The sequence below is a fragment of the Bradyrhizobium sp. 18BD genome (assembly GCF_054185225.1).
The window spans coordinates 116,280-131,205 of record NZ_JAVAYL010000015.1 but is presented as its reverse complement, the minus strand read 5'-3'; the positions used below and the strand labels follow the sequence as shown (position 1 = coordinate 131,205).

Below are 14,926 nucleotides of genomic sequence, written 5' to 3'. Positions count from 1 at the left end.
AGGACGTGGAATGAAGGCAATTGTCCTGGTCATCGTCGGTGCGGCCATCGGGCTGTCGGGACCGACTCAGGCGCGAACCCTGGACGCGATCCGCGCGAGCGGCGCGCTCGGACTATGCGCGCATCCCAACTCGCTTCCTTTCGCGAGCAAGGCCGGCAATCCGCCCGGCTTTCAGGTCGAGTTGGGACAGTTGCTGGCACGCGAGCTTGGTGTCTCGCTGCGGCTCGACTGGATCATCACGCAGTACCAAATGCGCAGCGCCGGTTGCGACATTCTTCTGGATGTCATCGCCGACCGCGAAGCGCAGGGCGAAACCCGCTTGAGGATCTCGAAACCGTACTATCGCACGGGTGTCGCGCTCGCGGTGCCGTCATCCAGCGCGCTCACATCGTTCAAGGGCCTCAGTGAGCAGACCAAGGTGGGCGTGCAGGTCGGCTCCGTTGCCGCCATGATCATCGGTCAACGGCATGTGCCCACCTCGACCTTCGGCTTCGAGACCGACAGCCTCGACGCCGTCTCAAACCATGAGATCGATGCGGCTGCGGTCACGCCTGCCGCGGCCAGCTATTTCAATTTGATGCATCCGGACAAGGCACTCCGGATTTTGGATCGCGACGAGGGCGTGGCCGACCTCAACTGGAATGTCGCCGTCGGCATGGTCCGCCCGGATGATGCGTTGCGCGAGGCGATCGACGGAACGGTGGAGCGGCTGCGCAACGACGGCACGATCGATCGGATATACGGTCGCTATGGGATCGTGCTGCAAGCGCCGAGGTAGCTGAAACGCTCAATGAGTGACGCCGTCCCGGTTTGGCCGGGACGGCGTCGCTATGCGAAGATATCGCTTTGGCCTTACGCCGCGGCCTTCTTTCGCGCCTGCTCGGCCTTGTACAGCTCGAACTCCTCCGCGATCGCCTTCGCCACCGACGGCCGCTGGCGCAGACGCTCGTAATAGGCCTTCACGTTCGGCCATTTCGCCAGCTCGATCGGCGGCGTCGCCATGGTCCAGTTGATGACCGTGACGAGATAGGCGTCGGCCACGCTGAAATGGTCGAGCAGGAAATCGCGGCCCTTCAGGTAATTGTCGAGATAGTCGAGCCGCGACAGGTTCTTCTCCAGCGCGTAGGCCTTGGTCTCCTGCGGCGCCTTGCGGTCGAGCACGGGGATGAACAGACCCTTGTGCAGCTCGGTGCCGATGAAGCAGAGCCATTGATGCAGGCGCGTGCGATCGATGCCCTGCGTCGCGCCGAGGCCCGATTGCGGGAAGCGATCGGCGACATATTGCAGGATTGCCGCGTTCTCGGTCAGCACCATGCCCTCGTCGGTGCGCAGCGTCGGCACCAGGCCGATCGGGTTCACGGTGCGGAAGTCGGTGCCGTCGTTCAGCACCTTCTTGGTCGGCGGATCGACTTCGAGATAATTCGCTTCTGCGCCGGCTTCATACAGCGCAACGCGGGTCGCCATCGAGCAGGCGAGCGGCGAGAAATAAAGATCCATCTTGGGCCTCCTTGGGCAATTCCTCGGGTGTGACTCTTCACGTGACTCTTGGAGTGTCGCTCAACCTGGCCAGATTGATTTTTGTACCATCTTGCATAATATATCGACGGTCAAGGATTAATTTGCGAAATGGTACAAAAATCGAAGCCGCCAGCTGCTGCCACTGAACCCGAGCGCCGCAGCGAACCAAAGCGCCGCGGCCGCCCGCGCGCCTATGAGCCGGATGTTGCGCTCGGCAAGGCGCTCGACCTGTTCCGCAGGCAGGGTTTTGCATCGACCTCGCTCGACGATTTGAGCGAAGCGACCGGCATGAACCGGCCGAGCCTCTACGGCGCTTTCGGCGACAAGCGCGAGCTCTACATCAAGAGCTATCGGCGCTACCGCGAGGAAGCGCGTGCATCGATGGTCGAGATCTTTCGCGAGGAGATGCCGGTGCGCCAGCGGCTCGAGCGCATCTTCGCCGCCGCGCTGAACATCTATCTCTCGGGCGAGACCGGCCCGCGCGGCTGTTTCACGGTGGTGACGGCGGCGTCCGAGGCGGTGAGCGATCCCGACATCCGCGCCATGGTGCTCGACGGTCTCAGCGAGCTCGACAAGGCTTTTGCGAACTGCTTCCGGCGCGCCAGGGAAAAGGGCGAGTTGCCGGAGAGCGCCGACCCGGTCGTGCTGGCCCAACTCGCATCGTCGACGGTGCATTCGATTGCGATCCGCTCCCGCGCGCGCGTGTCGCGCAAGGATCTGGAGGCGATCGTGAAGGGCGCGATCGACGTGATGGTGGGCTTCAAAGGGTAGCGTTACGCCGCGCGGATATGCGCCAGGAACCGATCCACCTCGTCCCGCAGCCGCTGCGACTGCTTTGACAGCTCGATCGCCGAGCCCAGCACTTCCTCTGCAGCCGTGCCTGTCGCCGCGATGCCGTCGGTGACGCCGGCGATGTTCTGCGAGACTTCGCCGGTGCGGGCGGCGGCCTGCTGGACGTTCTGCGCGATCTCCTGCGTCGCCGTGCCCTGCTGGCCGACGGCCGCCGCAATCGCGGCGGAGATTTCATCGACTTGCTGGATCGTCGCGCAGATCGACTGGATGCCGTCCACCGCGCCGCTCGTCTCGCCCTGCACGGCCGTCACCTGTGCGCCGATCTCTTCCGTCGCCTTCGCGGTCTGGGTCGCCAATTGCTTCACTTCCGAGGCGACCACGGCAAAGCCGCGGCCGGCTTCGCCCGCGCGCGCCGCTTCGATCGTCGCGTTGAGCGCCAGCAGGTTGGTCTGCCCCGCGATGCCGTTGATGAAGGAGACGACATCGCCGATTTTCTGCGCGGCATCGGCCAGGCTCTGCACCCGCGCATTCGACGCCCGGCCGTCGCTCGCGGCCTTGCCGACCACTTCGGTCGCATGCGCAAGCCGGCGGCTGATCTCGGTCATCGAAGAGGACAGTTCTTCCGCTGCAGCAGCGACCGTCTGCACGTTCTCCGAGGCGAGCGCCGAGGCAGATGACACCGTGCGCGTCTGCTGCCGCGACTGCTCGACGATGAACGACATCGAGCGCGCGGTGTGCTCCATCTCGACCGCGGCCGAGGACACCGTGGTGACGACGTCGCGGATGGACGCTTCGAAATTGTCGGCAAGCGCCGCGAAGGTGCGGCGCTTCTCCGCTTCGGACTGTGCCTTGGCCTCGAGCTGATCGGCCTGCAGCTTGTTGAAATTCACGGCGTTGTCGCGGAACACCGCGACCGCCCTCACCATCGCGCCGACCTCGTCATTCGCCCGGTTTTCGGGAACGTCGACGTCGAGCCGTCCGTCCGCGAGCTCGCGCATCACGTTCGTGATCGACAGGATCGGGCGCGAGATGCTGCGGGCGATCAGATAGCCGACGACGGCGGCGAGCACGAGGCCGAGCGCGGCGATCGCGATCGCCAGCATCCAGGCGCGGTCGGCGGAAGCCTCGTAATCGGCATTGTCCATCACCAGCTCGACGGCGCCGAGCGGCCTCCCGGAAAAATCCTTGATCGGGCCGAGCAGGGCGGCGACCGGCATATTGTCGAGCTTGGCCTGCCGCACCGTGAAATCGCCGCCGGTGGCGCGGCCGTAATCGGCCGCATCGAAGAAGCTCTTGCCCTTCAGCGTGCCGCCGAACAGCCTGAAGCTCGCGCCGTCGGCGAGATGGAAGGCGACGTCGACATGGCGGTTGGCCTTGAAGTCGTCGAGGAAGGACTGGCCGAAGCTCAGGCCGAACTCCACCGAGCCGAGATGATTGGTCCCTTGCGCGATCGGCACCACGCCGCGGATGCCGAGCCCGGCGACGCCGCCTTCGAGGCCGACCACGACCTTGCGATCCTGGTTGGCGACCAGAACCGTCTTGCGGAAGCCGGAGAGGTCGTCGCTGAACTTGGCGGGCTGATGCACGCGCAGGAACGACGTCGCCGGCGCGACGTGGAACTGGAACTGCTCGACGCCGTATTCCGATTTGGTCGCGGCAAACACCGGCCCGAACAGGCCGACCAGCGCGTTGCGGTCCTGCTTCGCCATCGCCTCCTGCGTCGCCGGCATCGCGGCCACCACCGTGCTCATGGCGGCGGCGCGGCGGGATTCTTCGGCGATCCGCGACAGCAGCGCATCATAATGGCTGCGCAGCTCGCGCTGGTCGGCGCGGTCGATGATCCCCGCGATGATCCACATCGCGCCGAGCAGGGCAATCAGCGCGGTCGCCGCCGCCGTCATCGCCAGCGCAACCGTGATCCGCATCCTGAGGCCGAGGCTCGCCCGCATGTCCGGCTCGTTGTTTCAGCGTTGATTAACAACGCCTATCAACTTCTCGCTAAGAGAGGGTGAACGAGCCGGGAGCGCGGAGTGGTTGTGGGGGACGCCGAGGCGTCTCAGTACCCCCGCGTCCGATCCACCACATTCTCCAATGCACCGCCCGCTTCGAACCTTGCGATCTGCTCGGCGACATAGGCCGAGATCGCGTCCGCGTCGGTGTCGGCGGCGTTGTGGGGCGTCAGCACCACCTTGGGGTGGGTCCAGAACCGGCTGTCGGCCGGCTGCGGCTCCTGCACGAAAACGTCGAGCGAGGCTGCGCCCAGCGTGCCGTCGTCGAGGCAGGCCAAAATATCCGCTTCGTTCTGCAGGCCGCCGCGGCCGGCATTGATCAGCACTGGCGCGCCGAGCGGGCTGGTGCGGTTGAGTTTTGCGAAAGCGTCGCGGTTGAGGATGCCGTGGGTGTCAGGCGTCAGCGGGAGCAGCGAGACCAGGATGTCGGTCTTGCGCAGGAACGCATCCATGCCGGCTGTGCCGCTGAAGCATTCGACGCCCTCGATGGCGCGCGGGCTGCGGCTCCAGCCGGCGACACGGAAGCCGAGCCGCCGCAGCACGTCGGCAGCGTCCGCACCGAGCGTGCCGAGGCCCATGACGCCAACCGTCACCGCGCTCGCCGGCCACTGATAGAGCGGCGCCCAGCGCTTGGCGCGCTGCGAGTCGCGCAGGTAGAGCTCCTGGCGGTGGTGCATCAGCACGTGCAGCACGACATATTCGGTCATGCGGTTGGTGAGATCGGGCACCGCGACGCGCACCAGCGGTACGTTGGGCAGGCTCTTGTCCGCCATCAGCGCGTCGACGCCGGCGCCGAGATTGAAGATCGCCCGCAGATTGGGGAAGGAGCCGAGGTCGCCCGGCACCGGCCTCCACACCGCCGCATAATGCACCTCGGCCGGATCGAGTCCGGCATCCGGCAGCAGCACCACGCGGCGGCCGCCGCAGACCGCGTCGAACCGGGCCTTCCAGCGCTCCGGCAGCCAGTTCTGCTGCGTGCTGTTGATCAGGACGGCCAGTATGCCCAAGGTCATTCGAAGTGCCTCATAAAGTTCCGCTTGAAGACCCTCCTTGGCACGATCTGCCGGATTTTTCTCGCAAATTTTTTCCGCAGCCCTGTCGGGGCGGGGCATAGTGGATCGTCTTCAAAACAAGCGTTCAGGGAAGAGGCTGCCCATGCTTTATGCGATCCTTTGCTATCACGACGAGGACTTCGTCGGCTCCTGGAGCAAGGACCAGGACGAAGCCGTGATGAAGAAGCTCGCCGTGGTGCAGGAGAAGCTCACGAACCAAGGCCGGCTCGGCCCGGTGGCGCGGCTGCTGCCGACCACGGCGGCGGCGACGCTGCGCAAGGAAGACCCGCCGCTGGTGCTGGATGGTCCCTATGCCGAGACCAAGGAGCAGCTGCTCGGCTTCTACATCGTCGACTGCAAGAACCTCGACGAAGCGCTCGACGTCGCGCGCGACCTTGGTGCGGCCAATCCCGGCGGCGCCTATGAGGTGCGTCCCGTCGGCGTATTCCGGCCCGGAGGACTTTCGGCGTGAGCGACACCGACACCGCCTGGATCGAGACCGCGCTGACGTCGGCGCGACCCCAGGCGGTAGGCGCGCTGCTGCGCTATTTCCGCGATCTCGATACCGCCGAGGAGGCCTTTCAGAACGCCTGCCTGCGCGCGCTGAAAACCTGGCCGCAGAACGGGCCGCCGCGCGATCCCGCGGCCTGGCTGATCATGGTCGGCCGCAATGTCGCGATCGACGAGGTGCGCCGCGCGCGCAGGCAGCAACCGCTGCCGGAGGACGACCAGGCGATCTCCGATCTCGATGATGCCGAAGGCGCGCTCGCCGAGCGGCTCGACGGCTCGCACTATCGCGACGACATCCTGCGGCTGATGTTCATCTGTTGCCATCCGCAACTGCCGGCGACGCAGCAGATCGCACTTGCCTTGCGCATCGTCTCCGGCCTCACCGTGAAGCAGATCGCGCGCGCCTTCCTGGTTTCGGAAGCCGCGATGGAGCAGCGCATCACGCGCGCGAAGGCCAAGGTCGCGGAGGCCGGTACGCCGTTCGAGGCACCGGGCGCGATCGAGCGTTCGGAGCGGCTCGCCGGCGTCGCCGCAATGATCTACCTGATCTTCAACGAGGGCTATTCGGCGAGCGGCGACACTGCCGAGATCCGAAAGCCGCTGTGCGAGGAGGCGATCCGGCTGGCACGGTTGCTGCTGCGCCTGTTCCAGAGCGAGCCGGAGATCATGGGGCTGACAGCTCTGATCCTGCTACAGCATGCCCGCAGTGCCGCGCGCTTTGCCGCGGACGGCTCGCTGATCCTGCTCGACGATCAGGACCGTTCGCTGTGGAACGGCACCATGATCGCGGAGGGCCTCGCGCTGATCGACAAGGCGATGCGCCACCGTCGCAGCGGGCCCTACCAGATCCAGGCGGCGATCGCGGCGCTGCATGCCCGCGCGTCGACGCCGGAAGAGACCGACTGGACCCAGATCGATCTGCTCTATGGCGCGCTCGAAGTGGTGCAGCCCTCGCCGGTGGTGACGCTCAACCGCGGGGTCGCGGTCTCGAAGGTGCGTGGGCCGCAGGCCGCCCTCGACCTGATCGAGCCGCTGGCGCCGAAGCTCGCCAACTATTTCAATTTCTACGGCGTGCGCGGCGCCTTCCTGATGCAGCTGGGCCGCAATGATGAAGCCCGGATCGCCTTCGACCGCGCCATCGCGCTCGCCAACACTTCGGCCGAAGCCGCCCACATCCGCATGCACCTCGATCGCCTGATCCGGGACAGCCAGCCCAAGGGCGCCAACGGCGGCGCCCGGCAGGGCGCGAAGGCCAAATGATGGTCCGGTGACGGCCAAAAATTTCATTACGTCAATTGTCGGCCGCGCCGTTCCCCATTCGTCCTAAGCCCGTATCCAGGGAGCTATTCATGCTGAAAGCCATTGCCATCATCGCCATCGTGCTCGCCGTCGGCATTGCCGGCATCCTCGTTTTTGCCCTGACGAAGCCCGACAGCTTCCGAGTCGAGCGCTCGCTCGCCGTGAAGGCGCCGGCCGCCGCGATCTATCCGCTCGTCTCGGATTTCCACTTCTGGACCGGGTGGTCGCCCTATGAGAACCGCGATCCCGCCATGAAGCGCACTTACGGTGGAACCACGGCCGGAAAGGGCGCGACCTATGCCTGGGACGGCAATAACAATGTCGGTGCCGGCAACATGGAGATCCTCGAGGCGAGCACGCCTTCAAAGCTCCGCATCAAGCTCGATTTCGAGCGGCCGTTCGAGGGCCACAACACCGCCGAGTTCACCTTTGTGCCGCAAGGCGATGCCACACTGGTCACGTGGGCGATGTACGGCCCGGCTCCGTTCATGTCCAAGGTCATGCAGGTGTTCATCAACATGGACACCATGATCGGCAAGGACTTCGAGGCCGGCCTCGCCAGCCTGAAGAAGCTCACCGAGAAGTAGCGCCCTCAAGCAAGCGAAGAAGAGGAGAGAAACGATGCTCAATGCCTATTTGTTCTATCAGGACACCTGCGAAGCGGCGTTCAACTTCTACGCCAAGGTGTTGGGCGGCAAGATCGACGCCATGATGCGGTCATCGGACGCGCCGCCGGACATGCCCGCCGCGCCCGGCCGCGAGAAGATGATCATGCATGCGCGGATGTCGTTGCCCGACGGCAGCGTACTGATGGCCTCCGACGTGCCGCCCGAGCATTTCAGCAAGCCGCAGGGCTTTTCGATCTCGTTCACGGTCACCGATCCCGCGGATGGCGAGCGCAGGTTCAACGCGCTTGCCGAAGGCGGATCCGTCACCATGCCCTTCAGCAAGACGTTCTGGGCCAAGGGCTTCGGCATGTGCGTCGACAAGTTCGGCATTCCCTGGATGGTGAACTGCCCGGCTGAAGGAATGTGACAGGCGCGGACCGCCTGATTCACCAACTGGCCGCCCCTCTCCTTATTATGCTGGGAGAGGGGCGCGCATCAGCGAGCCGGGTGCTCGCTCAACGGATCGATCCGGTCACGTCCTCGCCTGGCGGGGACGATCGAACGCAGCGGGGGCAAATCACGAGCTTGCTGCCGAGCTGCCTGTCATTCTCCGCTTCGATCTCGTCCTGGACTGCCCACCACGCCTCGGAATACGGGCGCAAGGTGCCGAGCACTCTCTCCCGCTCCTGATTAGGGTTGTCCTGCGCGGGTGCAGGATTCGCTGCGCGCCGCTTTGTGACGGGAGGCCGGTTCGGATCGCGACCGAGGCCGTCCCATGCGATCGGACGACGCTCCTGCGCCGGCGCGACTGTGCACCCCGTGAGCGCTGCGCAAAAAGTGAGCAAGACCAAACCGTGTCGTACCATGCCGGACCTTTTTTGCGGACGGCGACACGCAAGTCTCCGCGCGCGAAGTTCTGCGTTGCCCCGACCAAATGGAACTTAAGAGAAATGATGCAGCCGGCACGGCCGAATAGGGAGTGACTCGAATCGCATCACTTTGCGAGATCAGTGCGGCCGCTTCGTGAAATGATGCGGATCGCATCGCACAACAACTGGCGCAATAATAGGCTGTGCACTCCGCGACAGAATCGCTAAATAATTTCTTCATAAATTCTACAAACTGGGTGGGCGCAACTTGGAAGGGAGCGACCGATGGCGGCGGCGCTGCAAATCAATTTTGCACTATGGGGTATGCTCATCTGCGCGAGCCTTGAATTGGCGCAGACGATCCAGAGGCTCTTTTAGGCCTGGCGAAACCAGGCCCGGCGAAGCGTGCGAGCGGCGTGATCGTGCCGCGGCGTTCGTCTGCTAACCGATGAGCAAGGCGATGAGCGTGAAGCTGACGCTCGCGATCACGACCATCGACAGGATGTAGTTGCGCGGTCGCGCCGTGCGCACGGGCGGCCGCCGCGGTCTCGGCAGCTCGCTCGCCTCCCAGGCAGGCTCTGGCGGTGCGCGCGTGGCCTCAGCGCCCGAGCGGACATATTTCACGTAGAGCTCGAGCAGCCGCAGCTCGGACGGCAGGTCCATCAAGCCCTCGCGGTCGCGCCGCGACAGCAGCTCGAATTCGACGGTCTCTTCGGAGCTCAGCTGGCCAAGGACGATGCGTCCATGGTCCGACAGGCGGTAGTGAAAATCGAGGGGCTGCACAGCCTGCGACCCGTATGAAGAAAATGAGTAATCTTGAAAAAGCGGAACCATTCTAGTCTGCGACCACTGCTCGGATTGTGACGGCCTCCGGCCATCGCGAGCCCGAAGCGGCCTCAATCTGGACGGCTCCATTATAGACGCTCGGGAGAAGTCGGGAACCGCGTAAATTGGGCAGGCATTGCGAAGCGCTTGAGCGGATTCCGCACGCCGAAAGCCGGAATTGTGCAAAATTGCCTATTCGCCGGACAGCAGCGGATGTCGCGCAGTCACATCGCGCGCGGCCGAGCGGTCCCTACCTGCAGCGCGGATAGATCGCGGCGAGGTCGCGGCCCTTCAGCAAGAGCAATCGGGACGATAGGCCGCCGTGGCGGCTGATCCAGTCGCGCACCGGGCCGGGATAGGCCTCAAGCACTGCTTCGGAAGCCTCCGGCTCGGCATAGAAGCGCCCGCGCCGGTCCACCGAGCGCGCCGCATGGAAGCCGAGCACGGCGCGCTTAGTGACGCAGATGCGCTCACCCGGCACGATGCTGAGCACCAGTGTGCAGGCCGACAGGCACGGACCGTCGATCACCACGCGGTCGCCGCTGTCGCGCACCTTCTCGAACAGATCGAGGAACGGCCCGACCTGTCCGCCGGGCGACTGGATGATGCGGATTTCGGCCGCGGCAGGAGCGGCGGCGAGCATGGCGGATGCGAGCACCAGGACTTTGAGGAAGATGACGCGTCGCATGGCACTCTCCGAGCACTCGATATCGTAGGGTGGGCAAAGCGTAGCGTGCCCACCATCGGCATCGCAAATCCGGAGGAGGTGATGGGCACGGCGCGCCTGCGCCTTTGCCCACCCTGCGAATCCAGTGCCTACCCGTTGCGCCGCTCGCCGCGCAGCGTCGGCAGGCCGATGCCAGCCGCATCGAAGCCGCCATCGACGGCCAAAATTTGGCCGGTGATGTAGCTCGCGTTTCCCGAGCACAGGAAATAAATGGCCTCGGCGAGTTCCTCTTCGAGGCCGTAGCGGTTCAGCGGAATGGCGTCGTGATAATCGGCGCGGATCTCCTTGGTGTGCACCTGCTTGGCCATCGCGGTGTCGACCGGCCCCGGCGCGACCGCGTTGACACGGATGTTGAGCGAGGCGAGCTCGACCGCAAGCTGCTTTGTCAGGTGCGCGAGGCCGGCCTTGCTGGTGCCGTAGGCCGAGCGCAGTGTCGAGGCGCGCACCGCCGAGATCGAGGTGATGTTGACGATGGCGCCGCCATCGCTGTCGCGCATCAGCGGCACTGCCGCCTTGGTGCAGAGAAACGGGCCGGTGAGGTTGACCTCGAGCACGCGGCGCCAGTCGGCGTCCGAGGTCTCCATCAGCGGCGCGAACACTGCGATGCCGGCATTGTTGACCAGCGCGTCGAGCCGGCCGAAGCGCTGCTCGACCGCCGTCATCGCGGCGCCGACCGCGGCCGCGTCCGAGACGTCACAGGTCAGCGCCAGCGTCGTCTCGCTCTGGCCGATCTCGGCGACCGCCCGGCCGAGCAGCTCGCCCTCGATGTCGAGCAGCGCCACGCGCCAGCCCTCGGTCAGAAACTTCCTGGCAGTCGCAAGCCCGATGCCGCGTGCGGCTCCAGTGACGAGGGCGACTTTCTGCGGGGAGGCGGGCATGGGCGATTTGTCCTAGATCAGAAAAGGGGCATGCTTGAACGCGCTCCTTCTACTGCGCTTTGGTGGCGGCGAGGAAGGGCCTATGCTGATCGAGCCGAGCGGTGGCGCACCATGAGGACGAGGAACCCGTGTCTGCAAGCCGATATGCGAGTTGGAGAACGCCGGCATTGCCCCTTGCTCCGTCATTGCGAGCGCAGCGAAGCAATCCAGAAAGTCTCTTCGCGGAAGGATTCTGGATTGCTTCGCCGCGCTCGCAATGACGCGGCGGAACATTTGCGACAGATTGTCGGTATCGTCGCACGTGAATCGTCTTGCAGAGGATTGGCGCTCTGGAGATTGCGTGATGCCCGATGACATCGAACGCGTGATTCGAAATCTGTTCGCTGCCTATCTTGCCAACGACCGGCAGCAGGTCAGCGACGCGCTCGCTGATGATTTCCACTTCACTAGCCCGTTCGATGACAACATCAACAAGGTCGACTATTTCGAGCGCTGCTGGCGCGACACCGGCTGGATCGCGCGTCACGAGATCGAGCGCATCTTCGTTGCCGGCAATGAGGCTTTCGTCACCTATCGCTGCCTGGCAAGGGATGGCAGGAGCTTCCGCAACACCGAATTCTTCATCTTTCAGGCCGGCAAGGTCCGCCGCATTGAGGTCTATTTCGGCGCGGCGTTCCAGGATGGCCGGTTCGTGCCGCAACCGCGCTGATGCGCGGCCCGATTCTCGGGAACAATGACCTCCGAAATAATTTTCGTGCCCCTGTCGGTATCTTAAAACCTCGTTCGTCTTACAGGGGAGCATGGGCCGGATCGGCTCGCTGCCGCAGCGAATTCAGGGAGCAGGTCGATGCGTTTCATGGTGATCGTCAAGGCGAACCCGGACAGCGAGGCCGGCAAGATGCCGTCCACTGAGATGCTGGCGGCGATGGGCAAGTTCAACGAGGAGATGGCCAAGGCCGGCGTGATCGAGGCGGGCGAGGGCCTGCATCCGACGGTGAAGGGCGCCCGCGTCAAGTACGGCGTGCCGGAGGCGAGCGTGACCCGCGGTCCGTTCAACATCTCCCCCGACCTGATCGCCGGTTTCTGGCTGATCAAGACCGCTTCGCTGCACGAGGCGATCGCCTGGATGAAGCGCGCGCCGTTCGATCCCGGCTCCGAGATCGAGATCCGCCAGGTGCTTTCGGCCGAGGATTTTGGCGAAGCCTTTACGCCCGAGCTGCGTGAGCAGGAAGAGCGCACCCGCGCCTACGCGGCGAAGAAATAGCTTTCCGCCGACGAGAGTAACGAGGAACCCCATGCGATTCATGATGTTGATGATTCCGCTCGGCTACGAGACCGCGCCGCCGGACGTGCAACTCGATCCCGAACGCGTCGCCGCGATGATGCGCTACAACGAGGCGCTGAAGGATGCCGGCATCCTGATCACGCTCGACGGCTTGCACCCACTCTCGATGGGCGCGCGCGTCTCGTTTGCGACCGGCGAGCCCATCGTCACCGACGGTCCCTTTGCGGAAGCCAAGGAAGTCCTGGGCGGTTACTGGATGATCGAGGTGGGCTCGCGCGAGGAAGCGATCGCCTGGGCCAGGAAGTGCCCGGCCTCGGCCAACGAGATCATCGAGATCCGGCAGGTGCAGGAAATGTCCGACTTTCCGCCGGAGGTCCAGGCGGCCGCCGCCGGCTTCGACGACCTCAAGAAATAGTCACAGCGGCCGCGAAGACATCGCGGCCGTCGTCCATCAATCAACAAGGGAGAGTACCGATGAGCACCGAACACAAATTCCTGGCTGTCTATCTCGGCAGCATGGGCGGCGAGAAAATGAAGGCCTGGCAGGCGATGCCCGAGGCCGAGCGGAAAGCGAAGGAGCGGGAAGGCATGGCCGCCTGGCACGGCTGGGTCGAGAAGCACAAGGACGTCATCATCGAGCTGGGCGGCCCGCTCGGCAAGACCCGCAGGATCGACGGTCGCGGCATCACCGAGATCACCAACGCGCTGACCGGCTTCACGGTGGTGCGCGCCGCCTCGCAGGAGGAGGCTGCAAAGCTGTTCGAGAACCATCCGCACTTTGCGATCTTCCCGGGCGAGGCGGTCGAGGTCATGCCCGTGCTGGCCATTCCGCAAATGTAGCCCTGGATGTGCCTTGGGCGAGGTCGTTCCGGGCGCGATGCTGGCGCATCGGCCCAGCGCCACCCGTGGAAGTACGGGGTTAATCAAGCCTCGTCGCCGCTAGTGACCTTCACGCACAGCTCATGTAAAAGTCGTTCACATGAGCTGGCGCAAGGAGCGCCGCGCCGAGCGCGGCTATCACCACGGCAATCTGAAGGAAGCCCTGTTGCAGGCCGCCCTCGGTTTGATCGCCGAGAAGGGTGCGGCCGGCTTCACCTTTGCCGATGCCGCGCGCATGGCCGGCGTCAGCGCTGCGGCGCCTTACCGGCATTTTCGCGATCGCGACGAGCTGTTGTCCTCGATTGCCCAGCGCGGCTTTGAGCAGTTCGAATCGCGGCTCACCGCGGCCTGGGACGACGGCCGGCCCGACACCGTCACGGCGTTCGAGCGCGTCGGCCGGGCCTATCTCGCTTTCGCCCGCGAGGAGCCGGCGTTCTACAACGCGATGTTCGAATCCGGCCTGCCGGTCGATGCCAATCCGGCGCTGCAGGCCGCGAGCGAGCGTGCTTTCAACGTCATTCGCGCAGCCGCCGAGCGGCTTGCAGCACTGGCACCGCCAGGCACGCCGCGTCCGCCGGCGATGATGATGGCGCTTCACATCTGGTCGATGGCGCATGGCGTCGCCTCGCTGTTCTCGCGCGGCGATGCCGCGCGACGAAAGCTGCCGATGTCGCCGGACGAACTGCTCGAGGCCGAGGTGCTGATTTATCTGCGCGGCCTCGGCTTCCCGACCGACCGCCGTCCGCAGGCGAAAAGCGCCGAGCCGCCGCCGGTGCCACCGGAGGCGTCCTCCGGTTCTGGCGTGCCGCCGGGCGGGCCCTGGGGCAAGCCGAAATAAAGTTGCGCAAATTATTACGCGGTCGTGTCAGGCGGCCAGCTTGACAAAATCGCGGGATGGTCTAGCTATGTAAATGTTATTTACATTCACAACGGCGCTGGTGCCGTGATGGAGATGGGAAATGGCCTACACCGCTGATGTCAATCGATGGCGCGGCCCTTCGGACCAATACCAACAGTACGAGCGACCCCGCATGCTGGACACGCCCTGGCATCCCGGCTGGATCGCCGTGACCATTCTCGGCTTCATCATCTGGTGGCCGATCGGACTTGCCCTTCTCTTTTTCACTCTCGGGAGCAGAAGAATGTCGTGCTGGAGCAACCAGGATCGCTGGCAGAACAAGATGGAGCGGATGCAGTACAAGATGGACCGCATGCGCGACCGCATGGAGCGCCGTGGCTTCGGCTTCGGTTTCGGCCCGCCGTCCTCCGGCAACCGCGCCTTCGACGAATATCGCAGCGAGACGCTGCGCCGGCTCGAGGAAGAGCAGGTCGAGTTCAAGAACTTCCTCGACCGTCTGCGTCACGCCAAGGACAAGGAAGAGTTCGACCAGTTCATGGCGCAGCACAAGACGCGCCCGACCCCGCCGCCGAACGACCAGCCCCAGGGCTGATCTGACTACGGCTGATCTTGAAGGGCTGATCCGGGAGCCGAACACTCTCAAAGCCTTCAGGCGCATGCCTCCAAAGTCCTGATGGCCCCGAGCCGCCCGTCTGCGCAACCCGCAGGCGGGCGGTTTGGCTTTTTACCTTGCCCCCGCTTGCGGGGAGAGGTCGGATTGCATTGCAGACGCAATCCGGGTGAGGGGGTACAGGTGCCTTGACGTTCACGCTTGTG

The 14,926-nt window shown here is 64.7% G+C and carries 19 protein-coding genes; 12 read left to right on the top strand and 7 right to left on the bottom strand.

Features of this window, described 5'->3' with window-relative positions:
- Positions 1 to 10 precede the first annotated feature (10 nt).
- Positions 11 to 778: a substrate-binding periplasmic protein gene (locus RAD16_RS25895; protein ID WP_458160665.1), complete on the top strand. Its 768-nt coding sequence runs from the start codon at positions 11 to 13 to the stop codon at positions 776 to 778.
- A 74-nt stretch (positions 779 to 852) separates the two neighbouring features.
- Here the strand turns inward: RAD16_RS25895 and RAD16_RS25890 are convergent, their stop codons facing one another.
- Positions 853 to 1,497, bottom strand: a complete 645-nt coding sequence (locus RAD16_RS25890; RefSeq protein ID WP_458160664.1) for a glutathione binding-like protein — start codon at positions 1,495 to 1,497, stop codon at positions 853 to 855.
- Positions 1,498 to 1,626: 129 nt separating this feature from the next.
- On the opposite strand from RAD16_RS25890, the gene RAD16_RS25885 reads away from it, so the two are divergent.
- Positions 1,627 to 2,289 (top strand): TetR/AcrR family transcriptional regulator, encoded by a 663-nt coding sequence (locus RAD16_RS25885; protein WP_458160663.1) that lies wholly within the window; start codon positions 1,627 to 1,629, stop codon positions 2,287 to 2,289.
- Positions 2,290 to 2,291: 2 nt separating this feature from the next.
- On the opposite strand, the gene RAD16_RS25880 is transcribed toward RAD16_RS25885, so the two are convergent.
- On the bottom strand, positions 2,292 to 4,259 hold the full coding sequence (locus tag RAD16_RS25880) for a cache domain-containing protein (protein ID WP_458160662.1): 1,968 nt from the start codon (positions 4,257 to 4,259) through the stop codon (positions 2,292 to 2,294).
- A 107-nt stretch (positions 4,260 to 4,366) separates the two neighbouring features.
- Positions 4,367 to 5,332 (bottom strand): 2-hydroxyacid dehydrogenase, encoded by a 966-nt coding sequence (locus tag RAD16_RS25875; protein WP_458160660.1) that lies wholly within the window; start codon positions 5,330 to 5,332, stop codon positions 4,367 to 4,369.
- Between the two features lie 142 nt (positions 5,333 to 5,474).
- On the opposite strand from RAD16_RS25875, the gene RAD16_RS25870 reads away from it, so the two are divergent.
- The 4 genes from RAD16_RS25870 to RAD16_RS25855 all read left to right on the top strand — a co-directional run bounded on the left by RAD16_RS25870 (position 5,475) and on the right by RAD16_RS25855 (position 8,215).
- Positions 5,475 to 5,843, top strand: a complete 369-nt coding sequence (locus RAD16_RS25870; RefSeq protein WP_458160659.1) for a YciI family protein — start codon at positions 5,475 to 5,477, stop codon at positions 5,841 to 5,843.
- Positions 5,840 to 7,141: an RNA polymerase sigma factor gene (locus RAD16_RS25865; RefSeq protein ID WP_458160658.1), complete on the top strand. Its 1,302-nt coding sequence runs from the start codon at positions 5,840 to 5,842 to the stop codon at positions 7,139 to 7,141. Before RAD16_RS25870 ends, RAD16_RS25865 begins: the two co-directional genes overlap by 4 nt.
- Before the next feature lie 89 nt (positions 7,142 to 7,230).
- The gene (locus RAD16_RS25860) at positions 7,231 to 7,767 is read left to right on the top strand and encodes an SRPBCC family protein (protein WP_458160657.1); all 537 of its coding nucleotides are present in this window, start codon (positions 7,231 to 7,233) and stop codon (positions 7,765 to 7,767) included.
- A 34-nt stretch (positions 7,768 to 7,801) separates the two neighbouring features.
- Complete coding sequence (locus RAD16_RS25855; RefSeq protein ID WP_458160656.1) at positions 7,802 to 8,215, top strand: VOC family protein; 414 nt, start codon at positions 7,802 to 7,804, stop codon at positions 8,213 to 8,215.
- Between the two features lie 88 nt (positions 8,216 to 8,303).
- On the opposite strand, the gene RAD16_RS25850 is transcribed toward RAD16_RS25855, so the two are convergent.
- The 4 genes from RAD16_RS25850 to RAD16_RS25835 form a co-directional block, all read right to left on the bottom strand.
- A complete protein-coding gene (locus RAD16_RS25850) occupies positions 8,304 to 8,654 on the bottom strand; it encodes a hypothetical protein (RefSeq protein WP_458160655.1) in 351 nt (116 codons plus the stop codon).
- A gap of 444 nt (positions 8,655 to 9,098) precedes the next feature.
- The gene (locus RAD16_RS25845) at positions 9,099 to 9,440 is read right to left on the bottom strand and encodes a hypothetical protein (protein ID WP_458160654.1); all 342 of its coding nucleotides are present in this window, start codon (positions 9,438 to 9,440) and stop codon (positions 9,099 to 9,101) included.
- 292 nt (positions 9,441 to 9,732) lie between these two features.
- Entirely contained in the window at positions 9,733 to 10,170 is a 438-nt protein-coding gene (locus RAD16_RS25840; protein ID WP_458160653.1) for a hypothetical protein, read from the bottom strand.
- A gap of 128 nt (positions 10,171 to 10,298) precedes the next feature.
- Positions 10,299 to 11,087, bottom strand: a complete 789-nt coding sequence (locus RAD16_RS25835; protein ID WP_458160652.1) for an SDR family NAD(P)-dependent oxidoreductase — start codon at positions 11,085 to 11,087, stop codon at positions 10,299 to 10,301.
- A gap of 343 nt (positions 11,088 to 11,430) precedes the next feature.
- Here RAD16_RS25835 and RAD16_RS25830 point away from each other — a divergent pair, with 343 nt between their 5' ends.
- The 6 genes from RAD16_RS25830 to RAD16_RS25805 all read left to right on the top strand — a co-directional run bounded on the left by RAD16_RS25830 (position 11,431) and on the right by RAD16_RS25805 (position 14,702).
- A complete protein-coding gene (locus RAD16_RS25830) occupies positions 11,431 to 11,796 on the top strand; it encodes a nuclear transport factor 2 family protein (protein WP_458160651.1) in 366 nt (121 codons plus the stop codon).
- A gap of 138 nt (positions 11,797 to 11,934) precedes the next feature.
- On the top strand, positions 11,935 to 12,351 hold the full coding sequence (locus tag RAD16_RS25825) for a YciI family protein (RefSeq protein ID WP_458160650.1): 417 nt from the start codon (positions 11,935 to 11,937) through the stop codon (positions 12,349 to 12,351).
- Positions 12,352 to 12,382: 31 nt separating this feature from the next.
- Positions 12,383 to 12,787 carry a YciI family protein gene (locus tag RAD16_RS25820; RefSeq protein WP_458160649.1) on the top strand — a complete coding sequence of 135 codons (405 nt, stop codon included), beginning with the start codon at positions 12,383 to 12,385 and terminating at the stop codon, positions 12,785 to 12,787.
- Positions 12,788 to 12,846: 59 nt separating this feature from the next.
- Positions 12,847 to 13,212, top strand: a complete 366-nt coding sequence (locus RAD16_RS25815) for a YciI family protein (protein WP_458160648.1) — start codon at positions 12,847 to 12,849, stop codon at positions 13,210 to 13,212.
- A 139-nt stretch (positions 13,213 to 13,351) separates the two neighbouring features.
- Positions 13,352 to 14,089, top strand: a complete 738-nt coding sequence (locus RAD16_RS25810) for a TetR/AcrR family transcriptional regulator (RefSeq protein ID WP_458160647.1) — start codon at positions 13,352 to 13,354, stop codon at positions 14,087 to 14,089.
- A gap of 121 nt (positions 14,090 to 14,210) precedes the next feature.
- Complete coding sequence (locus RAD16_RS25805) at positions 14,211 to 14,702, top strand: DUF2852 domain-containing protein (protein WP_008546357.1); 492 nt, start codon at positions 14,211 to 14,213, stop codon at positions 14,700 to 14,702.
- The last annotated feature ends 224 nt before the right edge of the window (positions 14,703 to 14,926 follow it).

Bases quoted from the DNA above. Each gene is read 5' to 3' on its own strand.
- RAD16_RS25860 (WP_458160657.1), top strand. From the start codon at position 7,231: ATGCTGAAAGCCATTGCCATCATCGCCATCGTGCTCGCCGTCGGCATT.
- RAD16_RS25830 (WP_458160651.1), top strand. From the start codon at position 11,431: ATGCCCGATGACATCGAACGCGTGATTCGAAATCTGTTCGCTGCCTAT.
- RAD16_RS25820 (WP_458160649.1), top strand. From the start codon at position 12,383: ATGCGATTCATGATGTTGATGATTCCGCTCGGCTACGAGACCGCGCCG.
- RAD16_RS25835 (WP_458160652.1), bottom strand. From the start codon at position 11,087: ATGCCCGCCTCCCCGCAGAAAGTCGCCCTCGTCACTGGAGCCGCACGC.
- RAD16_RS25805 (WP_008546357.1), top strand. From the start codon at position 14,211: ATGGCCTACACCGCTGATGTCAATCGATGGCGCGGCCCTTCGGACCAA.
- RAD16_RS25815 (WP_458160648.1), top strand. From the start codon at position 12,847: ATGAGCACCGAACACAAATTCCTGGCTGTCTATCTCGGCAGCATGGGC.
- RAD16_RS25825 (WP_458160650.1), top strand. From the start codon at position 11,935: ATGCGTTTCATGGTGATCGTCAAGGCGAACCCGGACAGCGAGGCCGGC.
- RAD16_RS25850 (WP_458160655.1), bottom strand. From the start codon at position 8,654: ATGGTACGACACGGTTTGGTCTTGCTCACTTTTTGCGCAGCGCTCACG.
- RAD16_RS25880 (WP_458160662.1), bottom strand. From the start codon at position 4,259: ATGCGGGCGAGCCTCGGCCTCAGGATGCGGATCACGGTTGCGCTGGCG.
- RAD16_RS25890 (WP_458160664.1), bottom strand. From the start codon at position 1,497: ATGGATCTTTATTTCTCGCCGCTCGCCTGCTCGATGGCGACCCGCGTT.
- RAD16_RS25855 (WP_458160656.1), top strand. From the start codon at position 7,802: ATGCTCAATGCCTATTTGTTCTATCAGGACACCTGCGAAGCGGCGTTC.
- RAD16_RS25895 (WP_458160665.1), top strand. From the start codon at position 11: ATGAAGGCAATTGTCCTGGTCATCGTCGGTGCGGCCATCGGGCTGTCG.
- RAD16_RS25840 (WP_458160653.1), bottom strand. From the start codon at position 10,170: ATGCGACGCGTCATCTTCCTCAAAGTCCTGGTGCTCGCATCCGCCATG.
- RAD16_RS25870 (WP_458160659.1), top strand. From the start codon at position 5,475: ATGCTTTATGCGATCCTTTGCTATCACGACGAGGACTTCGTCGGCTCC.
- RAD16_RS25875 (WP_458160660.1), bottom strand. From the start codon at position 5,332: ATGACCTTGGGCATACTGGCCGTCCTGATCAACAGCACGCAGCAGAAC.
- RAD16_RS25885 (WP_458160663.1), top strand. From the start codon at position 1,627: ATGGTACAAAAATCGAAGCCGCCAGCTGCTGCCACTGAACCCGAGCGC.
- RAD16_RS25810 (WP_458160647.1), top strand. From the start codon at position 13,352: ATGAGCTGGCGCAAGGAGCGCCGCGCCGAGCGCGGCTATCACCACGGC.